This is a genomic window from Bacillus mexicanus (assembly GCF_050445615.1).
Lineage (GTDB): Bacteria > Bacillota > Bacilli > Bacillales > Bacillaceae > Bacillus > Bacillus mexicanus.
Genome location: NZ_JBCEYV010000001.1, coordinates 1,088,734 through 1,111,536, shown reverse-complemented (window position 1 = coordinate 1,111,536; position 22,803 = coordinate 1,088,734). Strand labels below are relative to the sequence as shown.

Here is a 22,803-nt window from a genome sequence, read left to right as displayed (position 1 = left end):
GGCTTTTCTTTATGCGGCTCAGCTTTTTTTCAGCTTAATGACGGTATCAGCATCAGGTGTGACAAAGACGGTATGCTGGCTGTCATAGGTGACAAAGCCGGGCTTCGCGCCGTTCGGTTTTTTGACATGCCTGATTTTTGTATAATCTACAGGCACTGAACTTGATTCTTTCGCTTTTGAAAAATAAGCTGCAATTGTGGCTGCTTCTAGAATTGTTTGCTCATCCGGTTCGCTGCTTCTGATGACAACGTGGGAACCGGGAATATCCTTCGTGTGAAGCCAAATATCGTCTCTCGCGGCCGCTCTTGTTGTTAAGTATTCATTTTGGCGGTTGTTTTTCCCTACTAAAATTGTCAGGCCTGAGGAGGATTCGTATGTTTCTAAAACCGGGTTGTGCGGCTTTTGTTTTTTCTGCCCTTTTTGCTGCTTAGGGCGTAAATATTTGCCTTCGACAAGCTCCTCTCTGATTTCGCTGATATCTCGGGGTGAAGCAGACGAAAGCTGCTGAATCAGCTGGTCAAAGTATTCGATCTCTTCCTGCGCCAGCCTGATCTGCTCCTCGACAACCGCAACCGAATTTTTCGCTTTCTGATACTTCGTGAAGTAAGCCTGCGCATTTTCAGAAGGCGTTTTGTTCGGGTTTAAAGGAATGGTGATTGTCGGACTTTCTTCATCATAATAGTTGATGACCTCAGCCTGTTTATCGCCTTTTTTCAGCATATATAAGTTCGCTGTTAAGAGCTCGCCGTATAACTGGAATTCCTTCGCGTTTTCTGAATACTCCAGTGTTTTCTCTAATTTTTTGATTTTGTTGGCATTTTTCTTTCGTTCATTGACAACAAATCGTTCAAGATCCTGAGCCTGCTGTTTGACGCGGTCTCGTTCAGCTTTTCCGAAGTAAAAACGATCGAGCAGCTCGCTTAGTGAATCAAAACGGCGCGCTTCGCCTTTTAGATGCGTCAGCTCCAGTAGGTAAAAATATTCCTTTCCGTTTACGGTTGTAATGTTGGGAATAAAGCGGTGCTCTTTTACTTCAGCAAAAAGCTCCAGCAATGCTTTTGGCAATGTGACTTTATTGGCAAGACCCGCTCTGTGAACCGCTTCTTTGGCAAAAAGCGGAGACGCGCCTGAAAAGTGCTCGACAATTTGTTTATCCAGCCGGCCTTCTTGAAAATGGAGATGCCGTAAAATATCGTCTTCTGTTGCCGCCAGCGGTGAGATTTTGTTTTGGGCCGGCGGAAGCTTATAATCCTGGCCGGGCAGTACGGTGCGATAGCTGTTCATTGACGGTGATAAATGCTTAAGTCCGTCGATAATTACGTTTTCTGCTCCGTCTGTCAAAATGATATTGCTGTGGCGTCCCATAATTTCTACATAAAGCTTTCGAACGGTTTCATCGCCAATTTCATTTCGGCTTTTAATATGGAAAATCATAATGCGGTCTAAGCCCGCTTGTTCAATTCTTTCAATAAATCCGCCTTCGATATGTTTTCTCAGCAGCATGCAAAACATTGGCGGTTCACTTGGGTTTTCGTAAGCCTGTGTCGTGATATGCACCCGTGAATAGCTCGGATGTGCTGATAATAAAAGTTTTTGGTTTTTTCCATTGGCACGGATGTGAAAAATCACATCATGCTTATATGGCTGATGGACTTTCGTAATTCGTCCGCCCGTTATTTTCTCGTTCAGTTCATGTGTCATTCCGTATGTAAACACACCATCAAACGACATATGCAATACACCCTCTCATTCTTCCTGCATTCGATAATTATAGCATGAAATGGGACGAGTCAGAATAAGCATGCTTATAGAGTGATATCTCTATATGAGAGCAGGGGAGTGGACGAACGGAATGAAGTTTCATGAAATGGGACAAACAGATTTACTAGAGGCAACCAATACGTCCATGAAACAAGGGTTAACAGAAAAAGAGGTGAAAAAACGCCTCGACAAGCATGGGCCAAACGAACTGCAAGAAGGGGAAAAAACATCAGCGCTTCTCTTGTTTTTCGCACAGTTCAAAGATTTTATGGTGCTTGTGCTTTTGGCAGCGACGTTAATCTCAGGATTTCTTGGTGAATATGTAGACGCGGTTGCAATTGTTGCGATTGTGTTTGTGAATGGCATACTCGGCTTCTTTCAAGAAAGGCGTGCTGAGAAATCTCTTCAGGCCTTAAAAGGACTTTCAACTCCGCATGTCATGGCGCTCAGGGAGGGAAGCTGGACAAAGATCCCTTCTAAGGAACTTGTGCCAGGGGATATTGTGAAATTTACGAGCGGTGACAGGATTGGCGCAGACGTTCGAATTGTCGAAGCGAAAAGCCTTGAAATAGAAGAATCGACGCTGACCGGGGAATCAATCCCGGTTGTGAAGCATGCTGATCAATTGAAAAAACCGGATGTGTCGCTCGGCGATATTACCAACATGGCATTTATGGGTACGATTGTGACCCGCGGCAGCGGTGTTGGGGTCGTCGTGGGTACGGGAATGAATACGGCAATGGGGAAAATTGCCGATATGCTTGATTCAGCTGGGACGCTGTCAACCCCGCTGCAAAGAAGGCTGGAGCAGCTAGGGAAGATTTTAATCATAGTTGCCTTGCTTCTAACGGTGCTTGTTGTTGCTGTCGGTGTTATCCAGGGGCATGATCTTTATAGCATGTTTCTAGCGGGTGTGTCGTTAGCAGTCGCCGCGATTCCAGAGGGGCTCCCGGCAATTGTAACAGTGGCGCTGTCGCTTGGCGTGCAGCGGATGATTAAGCAAAAATCAATCGTAAGGAAGCTCCCGGCGGTTGAAACGCTTGGATGTACGTCTATCATTTGTTCAGATAAAACAGGAACAATGACGCAAAACAAAATGACGGTAACTCATGTTTGGTCCGGAGGGAAAACATGGAGAGTGACAGGAACCGGCTATGAAGCGAAAGGAAGCTTCACATTGAAAGAAAAAGAGATTAGTGTGAAGGAGCATATGCCGCTTCAGCAAATGCTGCTGTTCGGAGCGATTTGTAACAATTCCAATATTGAGAAAAGAGACGGCGAATATGTGCTTGACGGAGATCCAACAGAGGGAGCGCTGCTCACCGCGGCAAGAAAAGGCGGTTTTTCAAAGGAGTTTGTTAAAGCAAACTACCGGGTGATTGAGGAATTTCCATTTGACTCTGCACGGAAAATGATGACTGTCATTGTAGAAGGTCCAGACAGAAAGCGGTATATCATTACAAAAGGCGCTCCCGACGTGCTGATGCAGCGTTCTTCCCGTATTTATTATGACGGCTCAGCGGCACTTTTCTCAAATGAGAGAAAAGCAGAAACAGAGGCGGTATTAAGACATCTGGCATCCCAAGCGCTCAGAACGATAGCAGTCGCCTATAAGCCGGTAAAAGCAGGTGAAACACCGTCTATGGAGCAGGCGGAAAAAAACTTGACGATGCTCGGTCTTTCTGGAATCATTGATCCCCCGCGGCCGGAGGTCAGACAAGCGATTAAAGAATGCCGTGAAGCCGGCATTAAGACCGTCATGATTACAGGCGATCATGTGGAGACCGCTAAAGCGATTGCGAAAGATTTGCGCCTCCTTCCGAAAAACGGCAAAATCATGGACGGCAAGATGCTGAATGAACTTTCTCAAGAAGAGCTTTCTCATGCGGTGGAGGATGTGTATGTCTTTGCCCGCGTTTCTCCTGAGCACAAGCTGAAAATCGTAAAAGCTTATCAGGAAAACGGGCATATTGTGGCGATGACTGGAGACGGCGTCAATGACGCCCCGGCTATTAAACAAGCTGACATCGGAGTCGCTATGGGTATTACCGGAACAGATGTTGCCAAAGAAGCATCATCCCTTATCCTCGTGGACGATAATTTTGCCACGGTCAAATCTGCGATAAAAGAGGGCAGAAACATCTATGAAAATATCAGAAAGTTTATCAGATACCTGCTGGCTTCTAACGTCGGAGAAATCCTTGTCATGCTGTTTGCGATGCTGCTCGCCCTCCCTTTGCCGCTCGTGCCGATTCAGATTTTGTGGGTCAACTTGGTGACGGACGGATTGCCGGCAATGGCTCTTGGCATGGATCAGCCGGAAGGAGACGTAATGAAGCGGAAGCCTCGTCATCCGAAAGAAGGGGTGTTTGCCCGCAAGCTTGGATGGAAGGTCATCTCCAGAGGGTTTTTAATTGGAGCTGCTACGATACTAGCGTTTACTATTGTGTATCATCGGAATCCCGAGAACTTGGCTTATGCCCAGACGATCACATTTGCCACATTGGTGCTGGCTCAGCTCATTCATGTTTTTGACTGCCGCAGCGAGACATCTGTTTTTTCCAGAAATCCGTTTCAAAATATGTACTTGATCGGTGCGGTATTGTCATCCATTTTGCTGATGCTTGTTGTGATCTACTATCCGCCGCTTCAGCCGATCTTCCAGACTGTGGCCATCACGCCGGGAGACTGGATGCTCGTCATCGGCATGTCCGCTATCCCTACTTTTTTGCTGGCTGGGTCACTTTTGACAAGAAAAAAATAAATTCATATGATATAATCTTAGGGGTAATAGCATGTCTATTGCCCTTTTATTATGAAAACAGGGAAGAATTGGGTGTTTTAAAATGATACGAAGTATGACAGGCTTCGGCAGTGCAAGCAAAACACAAGACGATCTCTCTGTAAGCGTTGAGCTTAAATCTGTGAATTACAGGTTTAAAGAAGTGAACGCTCGTTTGCCAAGGCCTTTGCTATATTTTGAAGATAAGCTGAAACAGACGGTTCTGCAGCATATCCAGCGCGGAAGAATTGAGCTTTTTGTATCCGTTGATAGCGATATGCTTGTAGAGAAAAGACTTGAAATTGATTGGCCGCTGCTCGATGAGTTTGTCACAGCTGCGGGAGATATGAAGAAACGGTATCAATTGCCTGCAGAGCCTGATGTCATGGATTTCTTCAAGCTTGATCATGTCGTTCAGATTCATGAAGAACAGACGCAAAATGACAAGTTGGAGGCATTGCTCATCGCTGCTGCAGAGGATGCGGTAAAAGGTCTCTGTGAAATGCGTGAAAAAGAGGGACAGCTTTTAGCGAAAGACTGCCTGACGCATATCGATCAGCTTGAAGAGCTGGTGAAAGAAACTGAATTGCTGGCAGCGGATGTCGTATCTCGCTATCGGGAACGGCTATATGCCAGAATAAAAGAATGGACTGAAGATGTATTAGACGAGAGCCGGCTTGTAACAGAATGCGCTATATTTGCAGACCGTTCTGATATTACTGAAGAGATTACCAGGTTAAAGAGCCACTTCGCCCAGTTTCGTGATATATTAGCTGAAGGCGGAGCTGTCGGGCGCAAATTCGACTTTCTCGTTCAGGAGCTGAATCGGGAAGCAAATACAATCGGCTCGAAAGCAAATGATCATCAGATCACAAAGCTTGTCGTCGAAATGAAAAGTTCTATTGAAAAAATAAAAGAACAAGTGCAAAATATAGAATAGTGACTGTGCGTATTGTTTACAGACGGGCTTACTAGGTTAAACTAGAGACGTCTATTTTACAGGGGGAACGTAGAAGATGACGATTAAACTGATTAATATCGGATTTGGCAATATTATCTCCGCTAATCGGATGATTTCGATTGTGAGCCCGGAGTCTGCGCCAATCAAACGGATGATTCAGGATGCAAGAGACCGCGGAATGCTAATTGACGCTACATACGGACGAAGAACCCGTGCAGTTGTCGTCATGGATAGTGATCACATTATCTTATCTGCCGTCCAGCCTGAAACAGTTGCACACAGACTTTCTGTTAAAGAAGAAATTATGGATGAAGGGCAGGGATAATTGCCGCATGAAAGAAAGAGGGTTATTAATCGTTCTCTCAGGTCCCTCAGGAGTTGGTAAAGGAACGGTTCGGCAAGCGATCTTTTCGCAGGAAGACACAAAATTTGAATATTCGATTTCAGTAACCACAAGAAGTCCGCGTGAGGGCGAAGTGAACGGAGTCGATTACTTTTTCAAAACGAGAGAAGAATTCGAGCGAATGATTGCAGACAATAAGCTGCTTGAATGGGCAGAGTATGTCGGCAATTATTACGGTACGCCTGTCGATTATGTTGAACAGACGCTTCAAGATGGAAAAGACGTCTTTTTAGAAATCGAAGTTCAAGGCGCCCTTCAAGTGAGAAATGCTTTCCCTGAAGGCCTGTTTATTTTCCTTGCGCCTCCAAGCCTTTCTGAACTGAAGAACAGAATCGTGACACGAGGAACAGAAACAGATGCTCTGATTGAAAATCGAATGAAAGCCGCAAAAGCTGAGATCGAAATGATGGATGCTTATGATTATGTCGTTGAAAACGATAATGTTGAAAAGGCTTGCGATAAAATCAAAGCAATCGTTCTCGCTGAACATTTGAAGCGCGAGCGGGTTGCACCAAGATATAAGAAAATGCTGGAGGTTGAATAACATATGTTAGATCCGTCAATTGACTCTTTGATGAATAAATTAGATTCTAAATACACACTCGTGACTGTTTCCGCGAGACGTGCCCGTGAAATGCAAATCAGAAAAGACCAAATGATTGAACATACGATTTCACACAAATATGTAGGCAAAGCTTTAGAAGAAATTGATGCAGGCCTGCTTTCGTTTGAAAAGGAAGACCACGAATAGTAGCACAAGTAGCAACCTATATCATGTAGGTTGTTATTTTTTTCCGTGCGGTTTTTATAAAGTGCAGAGGGGGAGAAGTCATTGCTTAACAATCGAAATGTGTTACTTTGTGTGAGCGGAGGCATCGCTGTTTATAAAGCCTGTGCGTTAACGAGCAAGCTGGTTCAGGCGGGAGCAAAGGTCAAAGTCATTATGACTGAATCAGCTTGCCGGTTCGTTTCACCGCTGACATTTCAGGCATTGAGCCGCCATGAAGTATATACGGATACATTTAAAGAACAAAATCCAAGCGTCATTTCACATATTGATGCCGCAGATTGGGCTGACTTGATTATCGTCGCGCCGGCTACGGCTAATGTGATTGGAAAACTGGCAAACGGTATTGCCGATGATATGCTGACGACAACATTATTAGCAGCAACGGCTCCTGTGTGGATCGCACCGGCAATGAACGTTCACATGTATGATCATCCGGCAGTTAAACGAAATATTTCTGTTCTTTATCAGGATGGCTATCGTTTTATCGAGCCGAGCGAGGGTTATTTGGCATGCGGTTACGTAGGAAAAGGCAGACTGGAAGAGCCTGAAAATATCGTGAAGCTAGCCGAAAAACATTTTGCTGAAGAAAAAAACGCTCCCTTAAAAGGAAAACGCGTGATGATTACAGCCGGCCCGACAAGAGAAGCGGTTGATCCAGTCCGGTTTTTCACCAATAGGTCGACAGGTAAGATGGGATATGCATTAGCGGAGGCTGCTGTCCAGCTCGGCGCACAGGTAACCTTAATTTCCGGCCCTGTTTCGCTGAAGCAGCCGAAAGGTCTTGCTCAGTTTATCCCTGTTCAGTCTGCTGCAGATATGCGCGATGCGGTGCTTTCTGTGTATGACTCGAGTGATATTGTCATCAAAACAGCTGCGGTAGCTGATTTCACGCCGAAAACAGTATCTGATCACAAAATGAAAAAACAAGACGGCGGTATGACCCTTGAATTGAAAAGAACGGTTGATATTTTGAAAGAATTGGGTGAGAAAAAACAAGAGCAGCTATTGGTCGGATTTGCGGCTGAAACACAAGATGTTGAACACTATGCCCGTAAAAAGCTCGCTGCTAAAAATCTCGACATCATTGTGGCAAATGATGTGAAAGCAAACGGGGCGGGTTTTGGTGCTGATACGAACATTGTGACACTTTTTTTCAAAGATGGGCGTAAACGTGAGCTTCCGATCATGTCTAAGCTCGATGTTTCCTTTGAAATCCTTCAAGAAATTGCAGCTCTTTCAACACAAACCGGAGAGCGCTCATGAATTTTGCCGAAGTCATCGTGGATGTCAGCACCAAAAATATAGACAGGCCTTTTGATTACAAAATCCCAGACCATCTTAAAGGGATGATCAAAACGGGTATGCGAGTTATTGTCCCGTTTGGCCCCCGTAAAATTCAAGGGTTTGTGACAGCTGTCAAAGATGCATCAGATCTCTCAGGGAAATCTGTCAAGGAAGTAGAGGATTTATTGGATCTTACACCTGTTTTGACAGAGGAGCTTATGGATTTGTCATCATGGCTGTCCGACAAAACGCTGTCTTTTAAAATAACGGCGCTTCAAGCGATGCTCCCAGCCGCACTAAAGGCGAAATATGAAAAAGAGCTGAAAATCGCACAAGGCGTTGATCTTCCGCCGCAAGTGGGACAGCTGTTTTCTGAAACGAAGACGCTGCTGTATTCCGATATACCCGATCATAATACGCTGAAACTGATACAAAAGTATGTTCAAAAAGGCAGCATTGACGTGACATATAAAGTCGCGCAAAAAGCCAATAAAAAAATGATCAGGCACATTCAGGCAAATGCGGGGAAAGAAGAGCTTAGCATGCAAGCTGAGGGATTATCCCGCCAAGCAGCCAAGCAACAGGCCATTCTTCATTTTTTCGTTGCTGAGCCGGAAGGGATGAAGATCCCTGCGGCAGATTTATGCAAAAAAACAAACGCGAGCTCTGCGACCATTAAAACCCTTATTCAAAAAGGGCTGTTGAAGGAAAGTTATGAAGAAGTTTACAGAGATCCTTATCAGGACAAAATGTTCAAAAAAACAGAACCGCTTCCGCTGACAGACGAACAGAGCGCTGCCTTTGAGCCAATCCGCCAGACGCTGGACAATGAAGAGCATAAAGTATTTCTCCTTCACGGCGTGACAGGAAGTGGAAAAACAGAGATTTACTTGCAATCAATTGAAAAAGTACTGGCAAAAGGAAAAGAAGCTATCGTGCTCGTTCCGGAAATCTCGCTGACGCCGCAAATGGTCAACCGTTTCAAGGGCCGCTTCGGCTCTCAGGTAGCAGTCATGCACAGCGGATTATCTACAGGGGAAAAATATGACGAGTGGCGCAAAATCCACCGAAAGGAAGTGCGGCTTGTTGTTGGCGCAAGATCGGCTATTTTTGCGCCGTTTGAAAATCTTGGAATGATAATCATCGATGAAGAGCATGAATCCTCTTATAAACAAGAAGAAATGCCGCGCTACCATGCGAAAGAAGTGGCGATCAAGCGAGCCGAGCATCACAGCTGTCCTGTAATGCTGGGAAGTGCAACGCCGACATTAGAGTCATATGCACGGGCGCAAAAAGGTGTGTACGAACTTCTTACACTCAAGCATCGTGTGAACCACCAGGTGATGCCTGAGGTTTCGCTTGTCGATATGAGAGAGGAGCTCAGAAATGGCAACCGCTCGATGTTTTCAGTTGAATTGATGGAAAAACTTGAAGAAACGATTGCCAAGGGCGAGCAGGCAGTGCTGTTTTTAAATAAAAGAGGCTACTCTTCGTTTGTCATGTGCAGGGATTGCGGATATGTGCCTCAATGCCCGCACTGCGACATTTCCATGACGTACCACCGTTACGGCCAAAGGTTGAAATGCCATTATTGCGGACATGAAGAGCCTGTTCCGCATACTTGTCCCGAATGTGCAAGCGAGCATATACGCTTTTTCGGAACAGGAACGCAAAGAGTGGAAGAAGAACTGACAAAAGTTCTCCCAAATGCGAGAGTGATTCGAATGGATGTTGATACGACTTCAAGAAAAGGCGCTCATGAAAAATTATTGACAGCTTTCGGAGAAGGAAAAGCGGATATTCTTCTCGGAACACAAATGATTGCCAAAGGGCTTGATTTTCCGAATGTCACACTTGTTGGCGTGTTAAGTGCTGATACAACACTCCATATTCCGGATTTCAGAGCGGCCGAAAAAACATTTCAGCTGTTAACGCAAGTCAGCGGGCGGGCAGGAAGACATGAAAAACCCGGCCGTGTCATCATTCAGACATACACACCGTCTCATTACAGCATCCAGCTGACGAAGACGCATGATTATGAAACGTTCTATCAGCATGAAATGACACACAGGAGAGAGCAATCCTATCCGCCCTATTACTATCTGGCTCTTGTGACTGTTTCTCATGAGGAAGTGGCGAAAGCAGCTGTGACGGCTGAAAAAATCGCACACTATTTGAAGACAAACTGCGGAACTGACACGAAAATTCTCGGGCCAAGCGCGTCGCCGATAGCAAGGATCAAAGATAGATATCGCTATCAATGCGTGATAAAATACAAACAGGAAACCCAGTTATCCGCTTTATTGAAGAAGATACTGGAACATTATAAACGAGAAATTGAACAAAAGCATGTAATGATTTCAATTGATATGAATCCTTATATGATGATGTAAGATCTCGCGTCTTGGAGGGTTACAAATTGGCAGTAAAAAGGATCGTCACACATCCTGCGGAGGTTTTGGAAACACCGGCGGAAAGCGTGACTGTTTTTGATAAAAAGCTAAAAAAGCTGCTTGATGATATGTACGATACCATGCTTGAAATGGATGGAGTCGGACTGGCAGCGCCGCAAATCGGCATTTTGAAAAAAATAGCGGTTGTAGATATCGGGGATGACAGCGGCAGAATTGATCTCATTAATCCCGAAATTGTAGAAAAAAGCGGTGAACAAACCGGAATTGAAGGATGCCTGAGCTTTCCTGGCGTCTATGGGGATGTCACACGTGCCGATTATGTCAAAGTGCGTGCGTTTAACCGCCAGGGAAAACCTTTCACTCTAGAAGCGCGAGGCTTTTTAGCGAGAGCTGTGCAGCACGAAATGGACCACTTAGACGGTGTGCTGTTTACAACGAAAATAAGTAAATATTATACAGAAGATGAACTAGCGGATATGGAAGGATGATTTGATGACGAGAATCGTATTTATGGGAACGCCGGATTTTTCAGTTCCTGTTTTAAGGACCCTGATAGAGGATGGTTATGACGTAGTGGGAGTCGTCACACAGCCTGATCGTCCGAAGGGGAGAAAAAAAGTGCTGACACCTCCTCCTGTAAAGGAAGAGGCGTTGCGTCACGACATCCCTGTTTTGCAGCCGGAAAAAGTCAGATTGAAAGAAGAAATTGAGAAAGTGCTGGCATTAAAGCCAGACCTTATCGTAACGGCAGCATTCGGACAAATTTTGCCTAAGGAGCTGCTTGACGGCCCGAAACACGGCTGTATTAATGTTCACGCGTCTCTTTTACCAGAATTGCGCGGGGGGGCTCCGATCCATTATTCTATCCTGCAGGGAAAGAAAAAAACCGGTGTTACCATTATGTATATGGTAGAAAAATTGGATGCCGGCGATATGATCTCAAAAGTGGAAGTGGATATTGAAGAATCCGACAATGTCGGAACACTGCATGATAAATTAAGCGTAGCTGGTGCGAAGCTATTGTCTGAAACGGTCCCGCGCGTCATTGCTGGCAGTATTTCACCAGAAAAGCAGGATGAAGGGAAAGCGACATACGCGCCTAATATCAAAAGGGAGCAGGAGCTGCTTGACTGGTCTAAAACGGGCGAAGAGCTTTATAATCAGGTTCGCGGATTAAATCCTTGGCCTGTTGCCTATACGACTCTTAATGGACAAAATTTGAAAGTGTGGGCAGCGAAAAAAACACCCGCACCAAAACAAGCTGAACCCGGCACAGTCATTGCGGTCGAAAAGGAAGGGGTTATCATTGCCACAGGTAACGATACGGCTCTTTTATTAACCGAACTTCAGCCAGCAGGAAAAAAACGGATGAAAGGCGAGGATTTTGTACGCGGCGCTCATGTTGAAGCTGGTGAAAAGTTAGGAGTAAACAATGAAAAAAAATAGTGTGCGCGATATCGCCCTTGAGGCGCTGATCAAATTAGAACAAAACCAGGCATACAGCAACCTGCTCCTTAAATCGGTGATTAAATCAAATGAACTGAGTGATCAGGACAGAGGGCTGTTGACTGAACTCGTCTATGGGACATTGCAAAATAAGATCGCGCTTGATTATATGCTGAAGCCGTTTATTAATAAGCCTCAAAAAGTGAAACCGTGGGTCATTCAGCTTCTCCGCCTTTCCTTATATCAAATGGAATATTTGGAGAAGATTCCAGACAGGGCAGCCATTCATGAAGCGGTTGAGATTGCTAAAGAGCGCGGACATAAGGGCATTGCCTCATTTGTCAATGGTGTGCTTCGCTCCGTACAGCGCGAAGGCGTTCCTTCCTTTGACGCCATCGAAGAGCCTGTTCGCAGGCTGGCGACAGAGACAAGCCATCCGGAATGGCTCGTGAAAGAGTGGGCTGATGCGTATGGATTTGATGCAGCTGAAAAGATTTGCCGCATTCACCTTATTCCGCCGAAGCAGACACTGCGGATCAATCACATGAAAGCAGACAGAGCGGATTTGCTTGATCGAATGGCTGAAGAAGGAATCGAGGTTGAAAAAGGCGACCTTGCAGAGGATGCGGTGAAGCTCTTAAAGGGTTCTATCGCTGGAACTCGTTTCTTCAAAAACGGTGACGTATCCATCCAAGATGAAAGCTCAATGCTCGTTGCGCGTGCCCTTGATCCCAAGCCTGGTGAAACGGTGCTTGACGCATGTGCTGCTCCTGGCGGAAAGTCGGCTCACATCGGAGAATTGATGGAGAACAAAGGAAGCGTGACATCGCTTGATCTTCACAAACATAAAGTGAAGCTGATCAAAGAAGCCGCAGACAGACTTGGCCTCACGATCATTGATGCGAAAACAATGGATGCGAGAAAAGCAGGGGAAACATTTGAACACGGACAGTTTGATCGGGTATTGGTCGATGCTCCGTGCTCAGGTTTTGGCGTAATCCGAAGAAAGCCGGACATGAAATACACGAAAAAGCCTGATGACAGCGCCCGGCTTGCTGAAATTCAGCAGTCAATCTTGAGGGAAATCGCACCATTAGTAAAAAAAGGTGGCACTCTTGTCTACAGTACGTGTACAATGGACCGGACAGAAAATGACGAAGTTATACATGCGTTTATACAAGAACATCCTGATTTTGAACCCGATTTGTCTCTTGAAAAGCGGCTGCCCGAAAAGGCGAGACCCTTTGTTCGGGATGGAAGGCTGCAAATCCTTCCTCATTATTTCGGAACAGATGGTTTCTTTATTTGCAGCATGAGAAAGAAGGGATAACAATGGCAGAACTAAAAAAAACAAAAGCAAGAAAAGAATTGCGGACGGAGCGTCCCTCTATTTATTCTTTTGAATTAGATGAAATCAAACAATGGCTGACAGACAACGGGGAGAAACCGTTCCGAGCGGCACAGATCTTTGAATGGCTATATGAAAAACGCGTCTCTTCTTTTGAAGACATGACAAACCTGTCAAAGGAATTGCGTGAGAAATTAAGCACTTATTTTGTGCTAACAACCCTAAAAACGGCAGTTAAACAAACCTCTCAAGACGGTACAATGAAGTTCTTGTTCGAGCTTCATGACGGCTATACAATCGAAACTGTATTAATGAGACACGAGTATGGCAATTCTGTATGTGTAACAACACAAGTTGGATGCCGTATTGGCTGTACATTCTGTGCGTCAACGCTCGGAGGCTTGAAACGAAACCTTGAAGCGGGTGAAATTGTCGCTCAAGTGCTCAAAGTTCAAAAAGCTCTTGATGAAACTGATGAGCGCGTCAGCTCTGTCGTGATCATGGGAATCGGTGAGCCGTTTGATAACTTCGATGAAATGCTCGCTTTCTTGAAAATCATTAACCATGACAAGGGCCTTAATATTGGTGCTCGTCATATTACAGTTTCTACAAGCGGAATCATCCCGAAAATTTACGAATTTGCTGATCAGCAAATGCAGATTAACTTTGCGATTTCTCTGCACGCGCCGAATACAGAAATCAGAAGCCGTTTGATGCCGATTAACAGAGCATACAAGCTGCCTGATTTAATGGAGGCCGTTAAATATTATATTAACAAAACGGGACGCCGTATCAGCTTTGAATATGGGCTGTTCGGAGGCGTAAACGACCAGGTCGAGCACGCTGAAGAGCTTGCCGACCTATTAGAAGGGGTCAAATGCCACGTAAACTTGATTCCAGTAAACTATGTACCTGAACGGGACTATGTGCGCACACCGCGTGATCAGATTTTTGCTTTTGAGAAAACGCTGAAATCCCGCGGCGTCAATGTCACAATCCGAAGAGAGCAAGGACATGACATTGACGCAGCCTGCGGTCAGCTTCGCGCGAAGGAGCGTCAAGACGAGACGAGGTGATGAAGGTTGTTAACAGCCTTAAAAACAGATACAGGAAAAATCCGCCAGCATAATGAAGATGATGCGGGGATATTCAAGGGAAAAGATGAATTTGTATTAGCGGTTGTCGCTGATGGCATGGGCGGCCATCTTGCTGGAGATGTTGCAAGCAAGATGGCTGTGAAAGCCATGGAAGAGAAATGGAATGAAGCTGCGGCGATTCCAGTTGCGCCTTCAGAATGTGAAGGCTGGCTTACTGAACAGATTCTTGCAGTAAACAGCAAAATATACGATCATGCTCAAGCTCATGAGGAATGCCAAGGCATGGGGACCACAATTGTGTGTGCGCTTTTTACAGGAAAAACGGTTTCTATTGCTCATATAGGTGACAGCAGATGCTATTTGCTTCAGGACAATGATTTCATTCAAGTGACAGAAGATCATTCGCTTGTAAATGAACTGGTTCGGACCGGAGAAATTTCCAGAGAAGACGCCGAACATCATCCGCGAAAAAATGTGCTGACAAAGGCACTCGGAACAGATCGGTCAGTCAGCATTGACACACGTTCCTTTGACATTGAAGCCGGTGATAAACTGCTGCTATGTTCTGACGGACTGACGAATAAAGTGGAAGGCACTGAATTAAAAGACATCCTGCAAAGCGATTCAGCTCCTCAGGAAAAAGTAAACCTGCTAGTGGACAAAGCCAATCAGAATGGCGGAGAAGACAACATTACAGCAGTTTTGCTTGAGCTTGCTTTACATGCTGAAGTGGGTGAAGATCAGTGCTAATCGGCAAGCGAATCAGCGGACGTTACCAAATTCTCCGCGTCATAGGCGGCGGAGGAATGGCCAACGTGTATTTAGCTGAAGATATCATTCTAGACCGTGAAGTGGCAATCAAAATTTTGCGGTTTGACTATGCAAACGACAATGAGTTTATCAGACGTTTCCGCAGAGAAGCCCAATCCGCATCAAGCCTTGATCACCCGAATATTGTCAGCATTTACGATTTGGGCGAGGAAGATGATATTTATTATATTGTCATGGAATACGTTGAAGGCATGACGCTGAAAGAATACATAACAGCAAACGGGCCGCTTCACCCTAAAGAAGCGCTGAGCATCATGGAGCAAATTGTCTCGGCCATCGCTCATGCCCATCAAAATCAGATTGTTCATAGAGATATTAAGCCGCATAATATTTTGATTGACCACATGGGAAATATCAAAGTGACGGATTTTGGAATTGCGATGGCACTCAGTTCGACTACCATCACCCATACCAACTCTGTGCTGGGTTCAGTTCATTATTTATCGCCTGAACAGGCGCGGGGCGGTTTGGCAACAAAAAAATCGGATATTTATGCGCTTGGAATCGTTCTATTTGAGCTCTTAACCGGCCGTATCCCGTTTGATGGAGAATCAGCAGTCAGTATTGCATTAAAGCATCTTCAGACAGAAACCCCTTCAGCGAGAAGGTGGAATCCGTCGATCCCCCAAAGCGTTGAAAACATCATCCTAAAGGCAACTGCCAAAGATCCTTTTCATCGCTACGAAACCGCTGAAGACATGGAAGCGGATATCCAAACAGCTTTTGATGCCGACAGACTCAATGAAGAAAGATTTACAGTTCAAGAAGATGAAGAAGTGACAAAAGCGATCCCTATCATTAAAGATGAGGAGCTTGCGAAAGCTGCTGGCGAAAAAGAAGCTGAATCGACACCCATCCAAGACGGTAAAAAAAAGAAAAACGGCAGAAGAAAAAAGTGGCCGTGGATTTTGCTCACGATATGCATCATTTTCATTACAGCTGGAATTCTCGCTGTTACCGTTTTCCCATCGCTTTTTATGCCTAAAGATGTAAAAATACCTGATGTCGCTGGAATGGAATACAAGAAGGCGGCAAACATTTTGGAAAAAGCCGGTTTGCAGGTTGATTCCGAGGTATTAGAAATCTCAGATGAGAAAATGAAAGAAGGCCTGATGGTAAAAACGGACCCTAAAGCGGATTCTACAGTCAAAGAAGGCGCAACGGTCACGCTTTATAAGAGCACTGGCAAAGCGAAAACAGAGATCGGTGATGTGACAGGCCAAACGGTTGATCAGGCAAAAAAAGCATTAAAAGATCAGGGATTTACACATGTAACGGTGGATGAAGTGAACGACGAGAAAAGCGCGGGCACTGTCATTGAGCAGAATCCGTCAGCAGGGACTGAAATTGTAGCGAGTGAAGGCCAAGTCAAACTCACAGTCAGTATCGGGCCGGAAGACATTACGCTTAGAGACTTAAAAACGTACAGTAAAGAAGCAGCGTCTGGATATCTGGAAGACAACGGACTGAAGCTGATAGAAAAAGAAACATACGCAGATGACGTTCCAGAAGGACAAGTTGTCAAACAAAAACCAGCAGCAGGAAAGGCAGTAAAGCCGGGAAACGAAGTTGAAGTAACGTTCTCTCTGGGACCTGAGAAAAAACCTGCCAAAACAGTGAAAGAAAAGGTTGACATCCCTTATGAACCGGAAAATGAAGGGGATGAGCTTGAAGTGCAAATCGCAATTGACGATGCGGATCACAGCATCTCTGACACTTACGAGGAATTTAAGATAAAAGAGCCGACCGAACGGACGATTGAACTAAAGATTGAACCTGACCAAAAAGGGTACTATCAAATCATGGTAAACAATAAAGTCGTCAGCTACAAAACGATTGAGTATCCGAAAGATGAATAACAAGGAGGGAAAATATGCCTGAGGGCAAAATTATTAAGGCGCTAAGCGGTTTTTATTATGTACTGGATGAATCAGAGGATTCAGATAAAGTGGTTCAATGCAGAGGAAGAGGCATTTTCAGAAAGAACAAAATTACCCCTCTTGTTGGTGATTATGTTGTATACCAGGCTGAAAATGACAAAGAAGGTTATCTGTTAGAGATTAAAGAAAGGACCAACGAGCTTATCAGGCCGCCAATTTGCAATGTCGATCAAGCGGTCCTTGTTTTCTCAGCGGTTCAGCCCTCTTTCAGCACAGCGTTGCTCGACCGTTTCTTGGTTCTCGTTGAAGCTAATGATATTCAGCCGATCATATGCATTACAAAAATGGATTTGATTGAAGATCAAGATACACAAGATGCCATTCAAGCCTATGCAGAAGACTATCGCAATATAGGTTATGACGTGTATCTCACTTCTTCTAAGGACCAAGACAGTTTAGCGGACATCATCCCCCATTTTCAAGACAAAACTACCGTATTTGCCGGTCAATCGGGGGTTGGAAAATCTTCGCTTCTCAATGCGATCAGTCCGGAACTCGGTTTAAGGACCAACGAGATTTCTGAACATTTAGGTCGCGGGAAACACACCACCCGCCATGTGGAACTGATTCACACGTCCGGAGGTTTGGTTGCGGATACCCCGGGATTCAGCTCGCTTGAATTTACAGACATTGAGGAAGAGGAGCTAGGATACACATTCCCTGACATCAGAGAAAAAAGCGCTTCGTGCAAATTCAGAGGCTGTTTACATCTGAAAGAGCCAAAATGTGCGGTGAAACAAGCTGTTGAAGACGGAGAAATAAAGCCGTATCGGTATGACCATTATGTTGAATTTATGACGGAGATTAAAGACAGAAAGCCGAGGTATTAGCATAATGATAAAGGTTGCACCATCTATTCTTTCCGCTGATTTTGCCGCTTTAGGCAATGAGATTAAAGATGTAGAAAAGGGCGGAGCCGATTATATTCATATTGATGTGATGGACGGCCATTTCGTCCCGAATATCACGATCGGTCCGCTGATTGTAGAAGCTGTCCGGCCGATAACAGATCTGCCGCTTGATGTTCATTTAATGATCGAAGAGCCAGATCGTTATATCCCCGCTTTCGCGAAAGCGGGCGCAGATATTCTGTCGGTACATGCTGAGGCATGTCCGCACCTGCACCGCACCATCCAGCTTATAAAAGAGCAAGGTGTAAAGGCCGGTGTTGTTTTAAACCCGCATACACCTGTACAAGTCATCGAGCATGTTTTCGACGACCTTGATCTTGTTCTTTTAATGACGGTGAACCCGGGATTTGGCGGACAGAAATTTATTCATTCTGTCCTTCCTAAAATTAAAGAGGTTAAGCGAATGGCGGATGAAAGAGGAAAAACAGACCTGTTCATTGAAGTAGACGGCGGTATCAACAAAGAAACCGCTCCGCTAGTTATTGAAGCGGGCGCAAATTTACTCGTTGCCGGTTCAGCCGTTTATGGCCAGCCAGACCGCAAAAAAGCGATTTCTGAAATTAAAGGAAATAAATAGTTAAAAAAGAGAGCTGGGCATACAAAGCCTAAGCTCTTTTTCCTGTATGCAGAGAAAGGAATCAGAGATGAATACAATCAATATCGTTGCGGGAGGCCCTATAGATCTCATTCCCGATCTAACCTGCTTTACGGCTGAGCATACCCTTTGGATTGGTGTTGACAAAGGCACCGTCACGCTTTTGGATGCCGGGATCATTCCTGATGAAGCCTTTGGAGACTTTGACAGCATAACAGAGCAAGAACGCCTCCGCATTCAAAAAGCTGCTCCTACACTCCATGTGTACCAAGCTGAAAAAGATCAAACAGACTTAGATCTCGCGCTTAACTGGGCGTTGCAAAAGCAGCCCGATATGATTCAGGTTTTCGGGATTACAGGCGGCAGAGCCGATCATTTTTTAGGAAACATTCAGCTTTTGTACAAAGGTGTAAAAACAAATATAAAAATTAGGCTGATAGACAAACAAAATCATATTCAACTGTTCTCTCCCGGTGAATATGATATTGAGAAGGATGAAAACAAGCGATATATCTCCTTCATACCGTTTTCCGAAGAAATACATGAGCTGACTCTGACAGGTTTTAAATATCCGCTAAATAAGAGTCATATTATGCTCGGTTCAACACTATGTATTAGTAACGAACTCATTCATTCACGGGGTACTTTTTCGTTTGCAAAAGGCATATTAATAATGATAAGAAGCACGGATTAGCATGTGCTTTCCTTCATTTGCTGAATCAATGAACAGGCGGTTACGGGACGTAATAGGAGGGGACAAAAATGAAATTTTACACCATTAAATTGCCGAAGTTTTTAGGAGGAATTGTCCGGGCGATGCTGGGCTCATTTAGAAAAGATTAATGCCCAGGGGTTCAAAGCCCTCTTTCACCACATAAAAACGCCTGCCACATATCGAGGCAGGCGTTCATTTTGTTATACACGCTCAACTTTACCGGATTTCAAAGCTCGAGCAGATACATATACTTTTTTAGGTTTTCCGTCCACAAGGATACGAACCTTTTGAAGATTCGCGCCCCAAGTGCGCTTAGAAGCGTTCATTGCGTGAGAACGGTTATTCCCAGCTGTTGTTTTTTTACCTGTGATAACGCATTTACGTGCCATTTGTTTCCCTCCTTACTTGCATAAAACATCTACTTTTTAATATTCATATGACCTTAGATGCTTTCGATATGGATACTTTAAATAATTTACCACAGCTAAAAATCGTTTGCAACTATTGTTTCACCATCTTTCAAGAAAATTCACTTGACATCTTGCAGAAACAGCGGCGCTATAGTATATGTTAGAGGTACGGACAGCGATAGCCGGGTCTTTTCTTTTCATAATGGAAACCATATAGTAGAATAGCTGTATCTCTATGCATTCGAAGGAGGAACTAGTGTGTCCATTGAATTAAGAACGAAGTACGGACAGATTGATATATCTAATGAAGTCATTGCGATGGTTGCAGGAGGCGCGGCGATTGACTGCTACGGCATAGTCGGCATGGCTTCTAAAAACCAGCTGAAAGACGGACTGACTGAAATCCTTCGGAAAGAGAATTTCAGCAGAGGTGTCCAAGTTCGCCAAGAAGGGGAACAAATACATATTGATATGTATATCATTGTCAGCTATGGCACGAAAATTTCTGAAGTGGCGCATAATGTCCAAACAAAAGTAAAGTACACAGTAAATCAAACCATCGGATTGGCAGTGGACTCTGTTAATATTTACGTCCAAGGCGTCCGAGTGATGAACCCGTAGTTAGGAGGAGTAGGATTGTCTATCAGAACATTAGACGGCAGAATCTTTGCCGAGATGATTCTTGCGGGAGCGCAGAATCTGTCTCAAAACGCGAGTGCGGTTGATGCGCTAAACGTATTTCCGGTGCCAGACGGCGATACGGGAACAAACATGAACCTGTCAATGACGTCCGGAGCAAGAGAAGTGGAGCAAATGGATACGGATGATATCGGGAAGGTGGGTTCCGCATTATCTAAAGGACTGCTTATGGGAGCTCGCGGAAATTCAGGCGTTATTTTGTCCCAATTGTTCCGCGGATTCAGTAAAAGCATTGAAACGAAAAAAGACATTAATGCTCTGGAGTTTGCTGCTGCACTGCAAGCAGGTGTTGATTTGGCGTATAAAGCTGTCATGAAACCTGTTGAGGGCACGATTTTAACAGTTGCAAAAGACGCTGCGAAAAAAGCGATAACACTGGCGGAAAAAGAGACCGATATCATAACGCTGATGACTGCTGTGACAGAAGAAGCAGAGGCGTCTCTAAACCGGACCCCTGATTTGCTTCCTGTCCTGAAGGAAGTGGGAGTCGTTGACAGCGGCGGCAAAGGCCTGCTCTGTGTATATGAAGGTTTCCTTGCTTCATTAAAAGGTGAAACTGTGTCTCGAAAAGCTGTTCTTCCGTCACTTGACGATATGGTTAGTGCAGAACATCATAAGAGCGCGCAAAGCATGATGAATACCGAAGATATTGAATTTGGTTTTTGTACTGAAGTAATGGTGAGACTCGATCAGACAAAACGAGAATTCGACGAAGGTGCGTTCAGACAAGACCTCAGCGAATTCGGTGATTCTCTGTTAGTTATTGCGGATGAATCGCTGGCGAAGGTTCATATTCATGCAGAAGAGCCGGGAAACGTATTAAACTATGCCCAGCTTTATGGTGAATTAATCAAAATAAAAATAGAAAATATGAGAGAGCAGTATACTTCCATTATCAGCCAAGAAAGCAAACCTGCTGACAACGAAAAACCGCCGGAAAAGCAGCCGTATGGCATCGTAACTGTGGCGATGGGAGAAGGCATTTCTGATCTATTCAAAAGCATCGGCGCTTCTGTTGTGATTGAAGGCGGACAGACCATGAATCCGAGCACAGAGGATATTGTCGAGGCCGTGAAATCTGTAAATGCAGAAACGGTGTTTATTTTACCCAATAACTCGAATATCATCATGGCGGCTAATCAAGCAGCCGACGTAATGGGTGAACAGGTTTTTGTTATTCCGGCCAAAACGGTTCCGCAAGGGATGTCAGCTCTTCTGGCATTTAATCCGGATCAAGAAGCTGAAGTGAATGAAGCCAATATGCTCAGCTCCATTCAGCAAGTGAAAAGCGGACAGGTAACGTACTCAGTCAGAGATACACATATTGACGGCATAGATATTAAAAAAGACGACTTTATGGGCATTCTGAATGGAACGATTATCGGCACTGCTAAAGATCAGCTGTCAGCGGCGAAATTGCTGCTGGCGGAAATGATCGGAGAAGACGACGAAATTGTCACTATCCTATATGGTGAGGATTCGTCTCAGGAAGAAGTTGAGGAGCTTGAAGCGTTTCTCAGTGAAAAGTACGAGGAGATTGAGGTTGAGATCCACAACGGAAAACAGCCGCTGTATTCGTATATCGTTTCTGCAGAATAGAAGGGCAAACCGCCCTTCTATTCTTATGTCTGCTTTTAAGTGCGACAGCGCTGTAACGCGCCCGCTTGCCATTTTATATTTGATCTATTAGTCTAAAGGCAAAGCGCTTATCAGCTCTGGTTCATAAGGAGGAATAGCATGAAATATAGAAGCGTTTTTGATATTATCGGTCCAGTTATGATCGGTCCGTCCAGCTCGCATACAGCGGGAGCGGCGAGAATCGGAAGAGTGGCCAGAAGTTTATTTGGCAGAGAGCCTGAGCGTATCATTGTATCCTTTTACGGTTCTTTTGCGGAAACGTATAAAGGTCACGGTACAGATGTCGCGATTATCGGCGGATTGCTTGATTTTGATACATTCGATGAACGAATTAAAACTGCTATACAAATTGCAGAAGATAAAGGAATTGATATAGAATTTCGGGTTGAAGACGCGGTCCCAGTTCACCCGAACACAGCCAAAATCACTATTTCGGATAATAAGGGAGAGCTCGAGCTGACGGGTATTTCAATTGGCGGAGGTAAGATTGAAATCACTGAATTAAATGGTTTTGAACTCCGGCTCTCAGGAAATCATCCGGCCATATTGGTTGTTCATAATGACAAGTTCGGCACAATTGCCGGCGTTGCCAATGTTCTGGCGAAATTTTCAATCAACGTGGGCCATATGGAAGTAGCCCGGAAGGATATCGGTCAGCTTGCTTTAATGACAATAGAAGTCGATCAAAATATTGACGACCATGTTCTCAACGAGCTGTCAAAACTGCCAAATATTATTCAAGTGACAAAGATTGCTGACTAGCGAAGGGGCAGGAGGA

22 protein-coding genes are annotated in these 22,803 nt (G+C 44.7%); 20 read left to right on the top strand and 2 right to left on the bottom strand.

Annotated elements, in window-relative coordinates:
* Nucleotides 1–18 precede the first annotated feature (18 nt).
* Nucleotides 19–1,731 (bottom strand): tRNA modification protein RqcH, encoded by a 1,713-nt coding sequence (gene rqcH, locus AAGG74_RS05880; protein ID WP_429674777.1) that lies wholly within the window; start codon nt 1,729–1,731, stop codon nt 19–21.
* Nucleotides 1,732–1,852: 121 nt separating this feature from the next.
* Here rqcH and AAGG74_RS05875 point away from each other — a divergent pair, with 121 nt between their 5' ends.
* The 17 genes from AAGG74_RS05875 to spoVM all read left to right on the top strand — a co-directional run bounded on the left by AAGG74_RS05875 (nt 1,853) and on the right by spoVM (nt 19,406).
* A complete protein-coding gene (locus tag AAGG74_RS05875; RefSeq protein ID WP_429674776.1) occupies nt 1,853–4,525 on the top strand; it encodes a calcium-translocating P-type ATPase, SERCA-type in 2,673 nt (890 codons plus the stop codon).
* An 82-nt stretch (nt 4,526–4,607) separates the two neighbouring features.
* Nucleotides 4,608–5,483, top strand: coding sequence for a YicC/YloC family endoribonuclease (locus AAGG74_RS05870; RefSeq protein ID WP_429674775.1), 876 nt, complete (start codon nt 4,608–4,610; stop codon nt 5,481–5,483).
* A 76-nt stretch (nt 5,484–5,559) separates the two neighbouring features.
* Nucleotides 5,560–5,829 carry an extracellular matrix/biofilm regulator RemA gene (gene remA, locus AAGG74_RS05865; RefSeq protein ID WP_003154355.1) on the top strand — a complete coding sequence of 90 codons (270 nt, stop codon included), beginning with the start codon at nt 5,560–5,562 and terminating at the stop codon, nt 5,827–5,829.
* Nucleotides 5,830–5,836: 7 nt separating this feature from the next.
* Entirely contained in the window at nt 5,837–6,451 is a 615-nt protein-coding gene (gene gmk, locus AAGG74_RS05860; protein ID WP_162101543.1) for a guanylate kinase, read from the top strand.
* 3 nt (nt 6,452–6,454) lie between these two features.
* Complete coding sequence (gene rpoZ, locus AAGG74_RS05855; protein ID WP_162101544.1) at nt 6,455–6,658, top strand: DNA-directed RNA polymerase subunit omega; 204 nt, start codon at nt 6,455–6,457, stop codon at nt 6,656–6,658.
* An 81-nt stretch (nt 6,659–6,739) separates the two neighbouring features.
* Nucleotides 6,740–7,960 (top strand): bifunctional phosphopantothenoylcysteine decarboxylase/phosphopantothenate--cysteine ligase CoaBC, encoded by a 1,221-nt coding sequence (gene coaBC, locus AAGG74_RS05850; RefSeq protein ID WP_429674774.1) that lies wholly within the window; start codon nt 6,740–6,742, stop codon nt 7,958–7,960.
* Complete coding sequence (priA, locus tag AAGG74_RS05845; protein WP_429674773.1) at nt 7,957–10,374, top strand: primosomal protein N'; 2,418 nt, start codon at nt 7,957–7,959, stop codon at nt 10,372–10,374. The genes coaBC and priA overlap by 4 nt, the downstream gene beginning before the upstream one ends.
* A gap of 26 nt (nt 10,375–10,400) precedes the next feature.
* On the top strand, nt 10,401–10,883 hold the full coding sequence (gene def, locus AAGG74_RS05840) for a peptide deformylase (protein ID WP_225494064.1): 483 nt from the start codon (nt 10,401–10,403) through the stop codon (nt 10,881–10,883).
* 4 nt (nt 10,884–10,887) lie between these two features.
* A complete protein-coding gene (gene fmt / locus AAGG74_RS05835; protein ID WP_429674772.1) occupies nt 10,888–11,841 on the top strand; it encodes a methionyl-tRNA formyltransferase in 954 nt (317 codons plus the stop codon).
* On the top strand, nt 11,828–13,171 hold the full coding sequence (rsmB, locus tag AAGG74_RS05830; RefSeq protein ID WP_429674771.1) for a 16S rRNA (cytosine(967)-C(5))-methyltransferase RsmB: 1,344 nt from the start codon (nt 11,828–11,830) through the stop codon (nt 13,169–13,171). The genes fmt and rsmB overlap by 14 nt, the downstream gene beginning before the upstream one ends.
* 2 nt (nt 13,172–13,173) lie before the next feature.
* Nucleotides 13,174–14,265 (top strand): dual-specificity RNA methyltransferase RlmN, encoded by a 1,092-nt coding sequence (gene rlmN / locus AAGG74_RS05825; protein WP_429674770.1) that lies wholly within the window; start codon nt 13,174–13,176, stop codon nt 14,263–14,265.
* Between the two features lie 6 nt (nt 14,266–14,271).
* On the top strand, nt 14,272–15,036 hold the full coding sequence (locus tag AAGG74_RS05820) for a Stp1/IreP family PP2C-type Ser/Thr phosphatase (protein ID WP_429674769.1): 765 nt from the start codon (nt 14,272–14,274) through the stop codon (nt 15,034–15,036).
* Nucleotides 15,030–16,976 carry a Stk1 family PASTA domain-containing Ser/Thr kinase gene (gene pknB / locus AAGG74_RS05815; RefSeq protein ID WP_162101552.1) on the top strand — a complete coding sequence of 649 codons (1,947 nt, stop codon included), beginning with the start codon at nt 15,030–15,032 and terminating at the stop codon, nt 16,974–16,976. Before AAGG74_RS05820 ends, pknB begins: the two co-directional genes overlap by 7 nt.
* A 14-nt stretch (nt 16,977–16,990) precedes the next feature.
* Nucleotides 16,991–17,887: a ribosome small subunit-dependent GTPase A gene (rsgA, locus tag AAGG74_RS05810; RefSeq protein ID WP_162101553.1), complete on the top strand. Its 897-nt coding sequence runs from the start codon at nt 16,991–16,993 to the stop codon at nt 17,885–17,887.
* Between the two features lie 4 nt (nt 17,888–17,891).
* The gene (gene rpe, locus AAGG74_RS05805; protein ID WP_162101554.1) at nt 17,892–18,545 is read left to right on the top strand and encodes a ribulose-phosphate 3-epimerase; all 654 of its coding nucleotides are present in this window, start codon (nt 17,892–17,894) and stop codon (nt 18,543–18,545) included.
* Nucleotides 18,546–18,612: 67 nt separating this feature from the next.
* Nucleotides 18,613–19,257 carry a thiamine diphosphokinase gene (locus AAGG74_RS05800; RefSeq protein WP_429674768.1) on the top strand — a complete coding sequence of 215 codons (645 nt, stop codon included), beginning with the start codon at nt 18,613–18,615 and terminating at the stop codon, nt 19,255–19,257.
* Nucleotides 19,258–19,325: 68 nt separating this feature from the next.
* Complete coding sequence (gene spoVM / locus AAGG74_RS05795; RefSeq protein ID WP_003221545.1) at nt 19,326–19,406, top strand: stage V sporulation protein SpoVM; 81 nt, start codon at nt 19,326–19,328, stop codon at nt 19,404–19,406.
* A gap of 72 nt (nt 19,407–19,478) precedes the next feature.
* On the opposite strand, the gene rpmB is transcribed toward spoVM, so the two are convergent.
* Nucleotides 19,479–19,667 carry a 50S ribosomal protein L28 gene (gene rpmB / locus AAGG74_RS05790; RefSeq protein WP_162101556.1) on the bottom strand — a complete coding sequence of 63 codons (189 nt, stop codon included), beginning with the start codon at nt 19,665–19,667 and terminating at the stop codon, nt 19,479–19,481.
* A gap of 279 nt (nt 19,668–19,946) precedes the next feature.
* On the opposite strand from rpmB, the gene AAGG74_RS05785 reads away from it, so the two are divergent.
* The 3 genes from AAGG74_RS05785 to sdaAB all read left to right on the top strand — a co-directional run bounded on the left by AAGG74_RS05785 (nt 19,947) and on the right by sdaAB (nt 22,787).
* Nucleotides 19,947–20,309 carry an Asp23/Gls24 family envelope stress response protein gene (locus tag AAGG74_RS05785; RefSeq protein WP_162101557.1) on the top strand — a complete coding sequence of 121 codons (363 nt, stop codon included), beginning with the start codon at nt 19,947–19,949 and terminating at the stop codon, nt 20,307–20,309.
* A gap of 15 nt (nt 20,310–20,324) precedes the next feature.
* The gene (locus AAGG74_RS05780; protein WP_429674767.1) at nt 20,325–21,986 is read left to right on the top strand and encodes a DAK2 domain-containing protein; all 1,662 of its coding nucleotides are present in this window, start codon (nt 20,325–20,327) and stop codon (nt 21,984–21,986) included.
* 138 nt (nt 21,987–22,124) lie between these two features.
* Entirely contained in the window at nt 22,125–22,787 is a 663-nt protein-coding gene (sdaAB, locus tag AAGG74_RS05775) for an L-serine ammonia-lyase, iron-sulfur-dependent subunit beta (RefSeq protein ID WP_225494059.1), read from the top strand.
* Nucleotides 22,788–22,803: the final 16 nt, after the last annotated feature.

Coding starts and splice junctions, on each gene's coding strand:
- rsgA (WP_162101553.1), top strand. CDS start 16,991: ATGCCTGAGGGCAAAATTATTAAGGCGCTAAGCGGTTTTTATTATGTA.
- AAGG74_RS05870 (WP_429674775.1), top strand. CDS start 4,608: ATGATACGAAGTATGACAGGCTTCGGCAGTGCAAGCAAAACACAAGAC.
- rqcH (WP_429674777.1), bottom strand. CDS start 1,731: ATGTCGTTTGATGGTGTGTTTACATACGGAATGACACATGAACTGAAC.
- rpoZ (WP_162101544.1), top strand. CDS start 6,455: ATGTTAGATCCGTCAATTGACTCTTTGATGAATAAATTAGATTCTAAA.
- gmk (WP_162101543.1), top strand. CDS start 5,837: ATGAAAGAAAGAGGGTTATTAATCGTTCTCTCAGGTCCCTCAGGAGTT.
- spoVM (WP_003221545.1), top strand. CDS start 19,326: ATGAAATTTTACACCATTAAATTGCCGAAGTTTTTAGGAGGAATTGTC.
- rsmB (WP_429674771.1), top strand. CDS start 11,828: ATGAAAAAAAATAGTGTGCGCGATATCGCCCTTGAGGCGCTGATCAAA.
- sdaAB (WP_225494059.1), top strand. CDS start 22,125: ATGAAATATAGAAGCGTTTTTGATATTATCGGTCCAGTTATGATCGGT.
- rpe (WP_162101554.1), top strand. CDS start 17,892: ATGATAAAGGTTGCACCATCTATTCTTTCCGCTGATTTTGCCGCTTTA.
- remA (WP_003154355.1), top strand. CDS start 5,560: ATGACGATTAAACTGATTAATATCGGATTTGGCAATATTATCTCCGCT.
- rlmN (WP_429674770.1), top strand. CDS start 13,174: ATGGCAGAACTAAAAAAAACAAAAGCAAGAAAAGAATTGCGGACGGAG.
- rpmB (WP_162101556.1), bottom strand. CDS start 19,667: ATGGCACGTAAATGCGTTATCACAGGTAAAAAAACAACAGCTGGGAAT.
- AAGG74_RS05800 (WP_429674768.1), top strand. CDS start 18,613: ATGAATACAATCAATATCGTTGCGGGAGGCCCTATAGATCTCATTCCC.
- fmt (WP_429674772.1), top strand. CDS start 10,888: ATGACGAGAATCGTATTTATGGGAACGCCGGATTTTTCAGTTCCTGTT.
- priA (WP_429674773.1), top strand. CDS start 7,957: ATGAATTTTGCCGAAGTCATCGTGGATGTCAGCACCAAAAATATAGAC.
- AAGG74_RS05875 (WP_429674776.1), top strand. CDS start 1,853: ATGAAGTTTCATGAAATGGGACAAACAGATTTACTAGAGGCAACCAAT.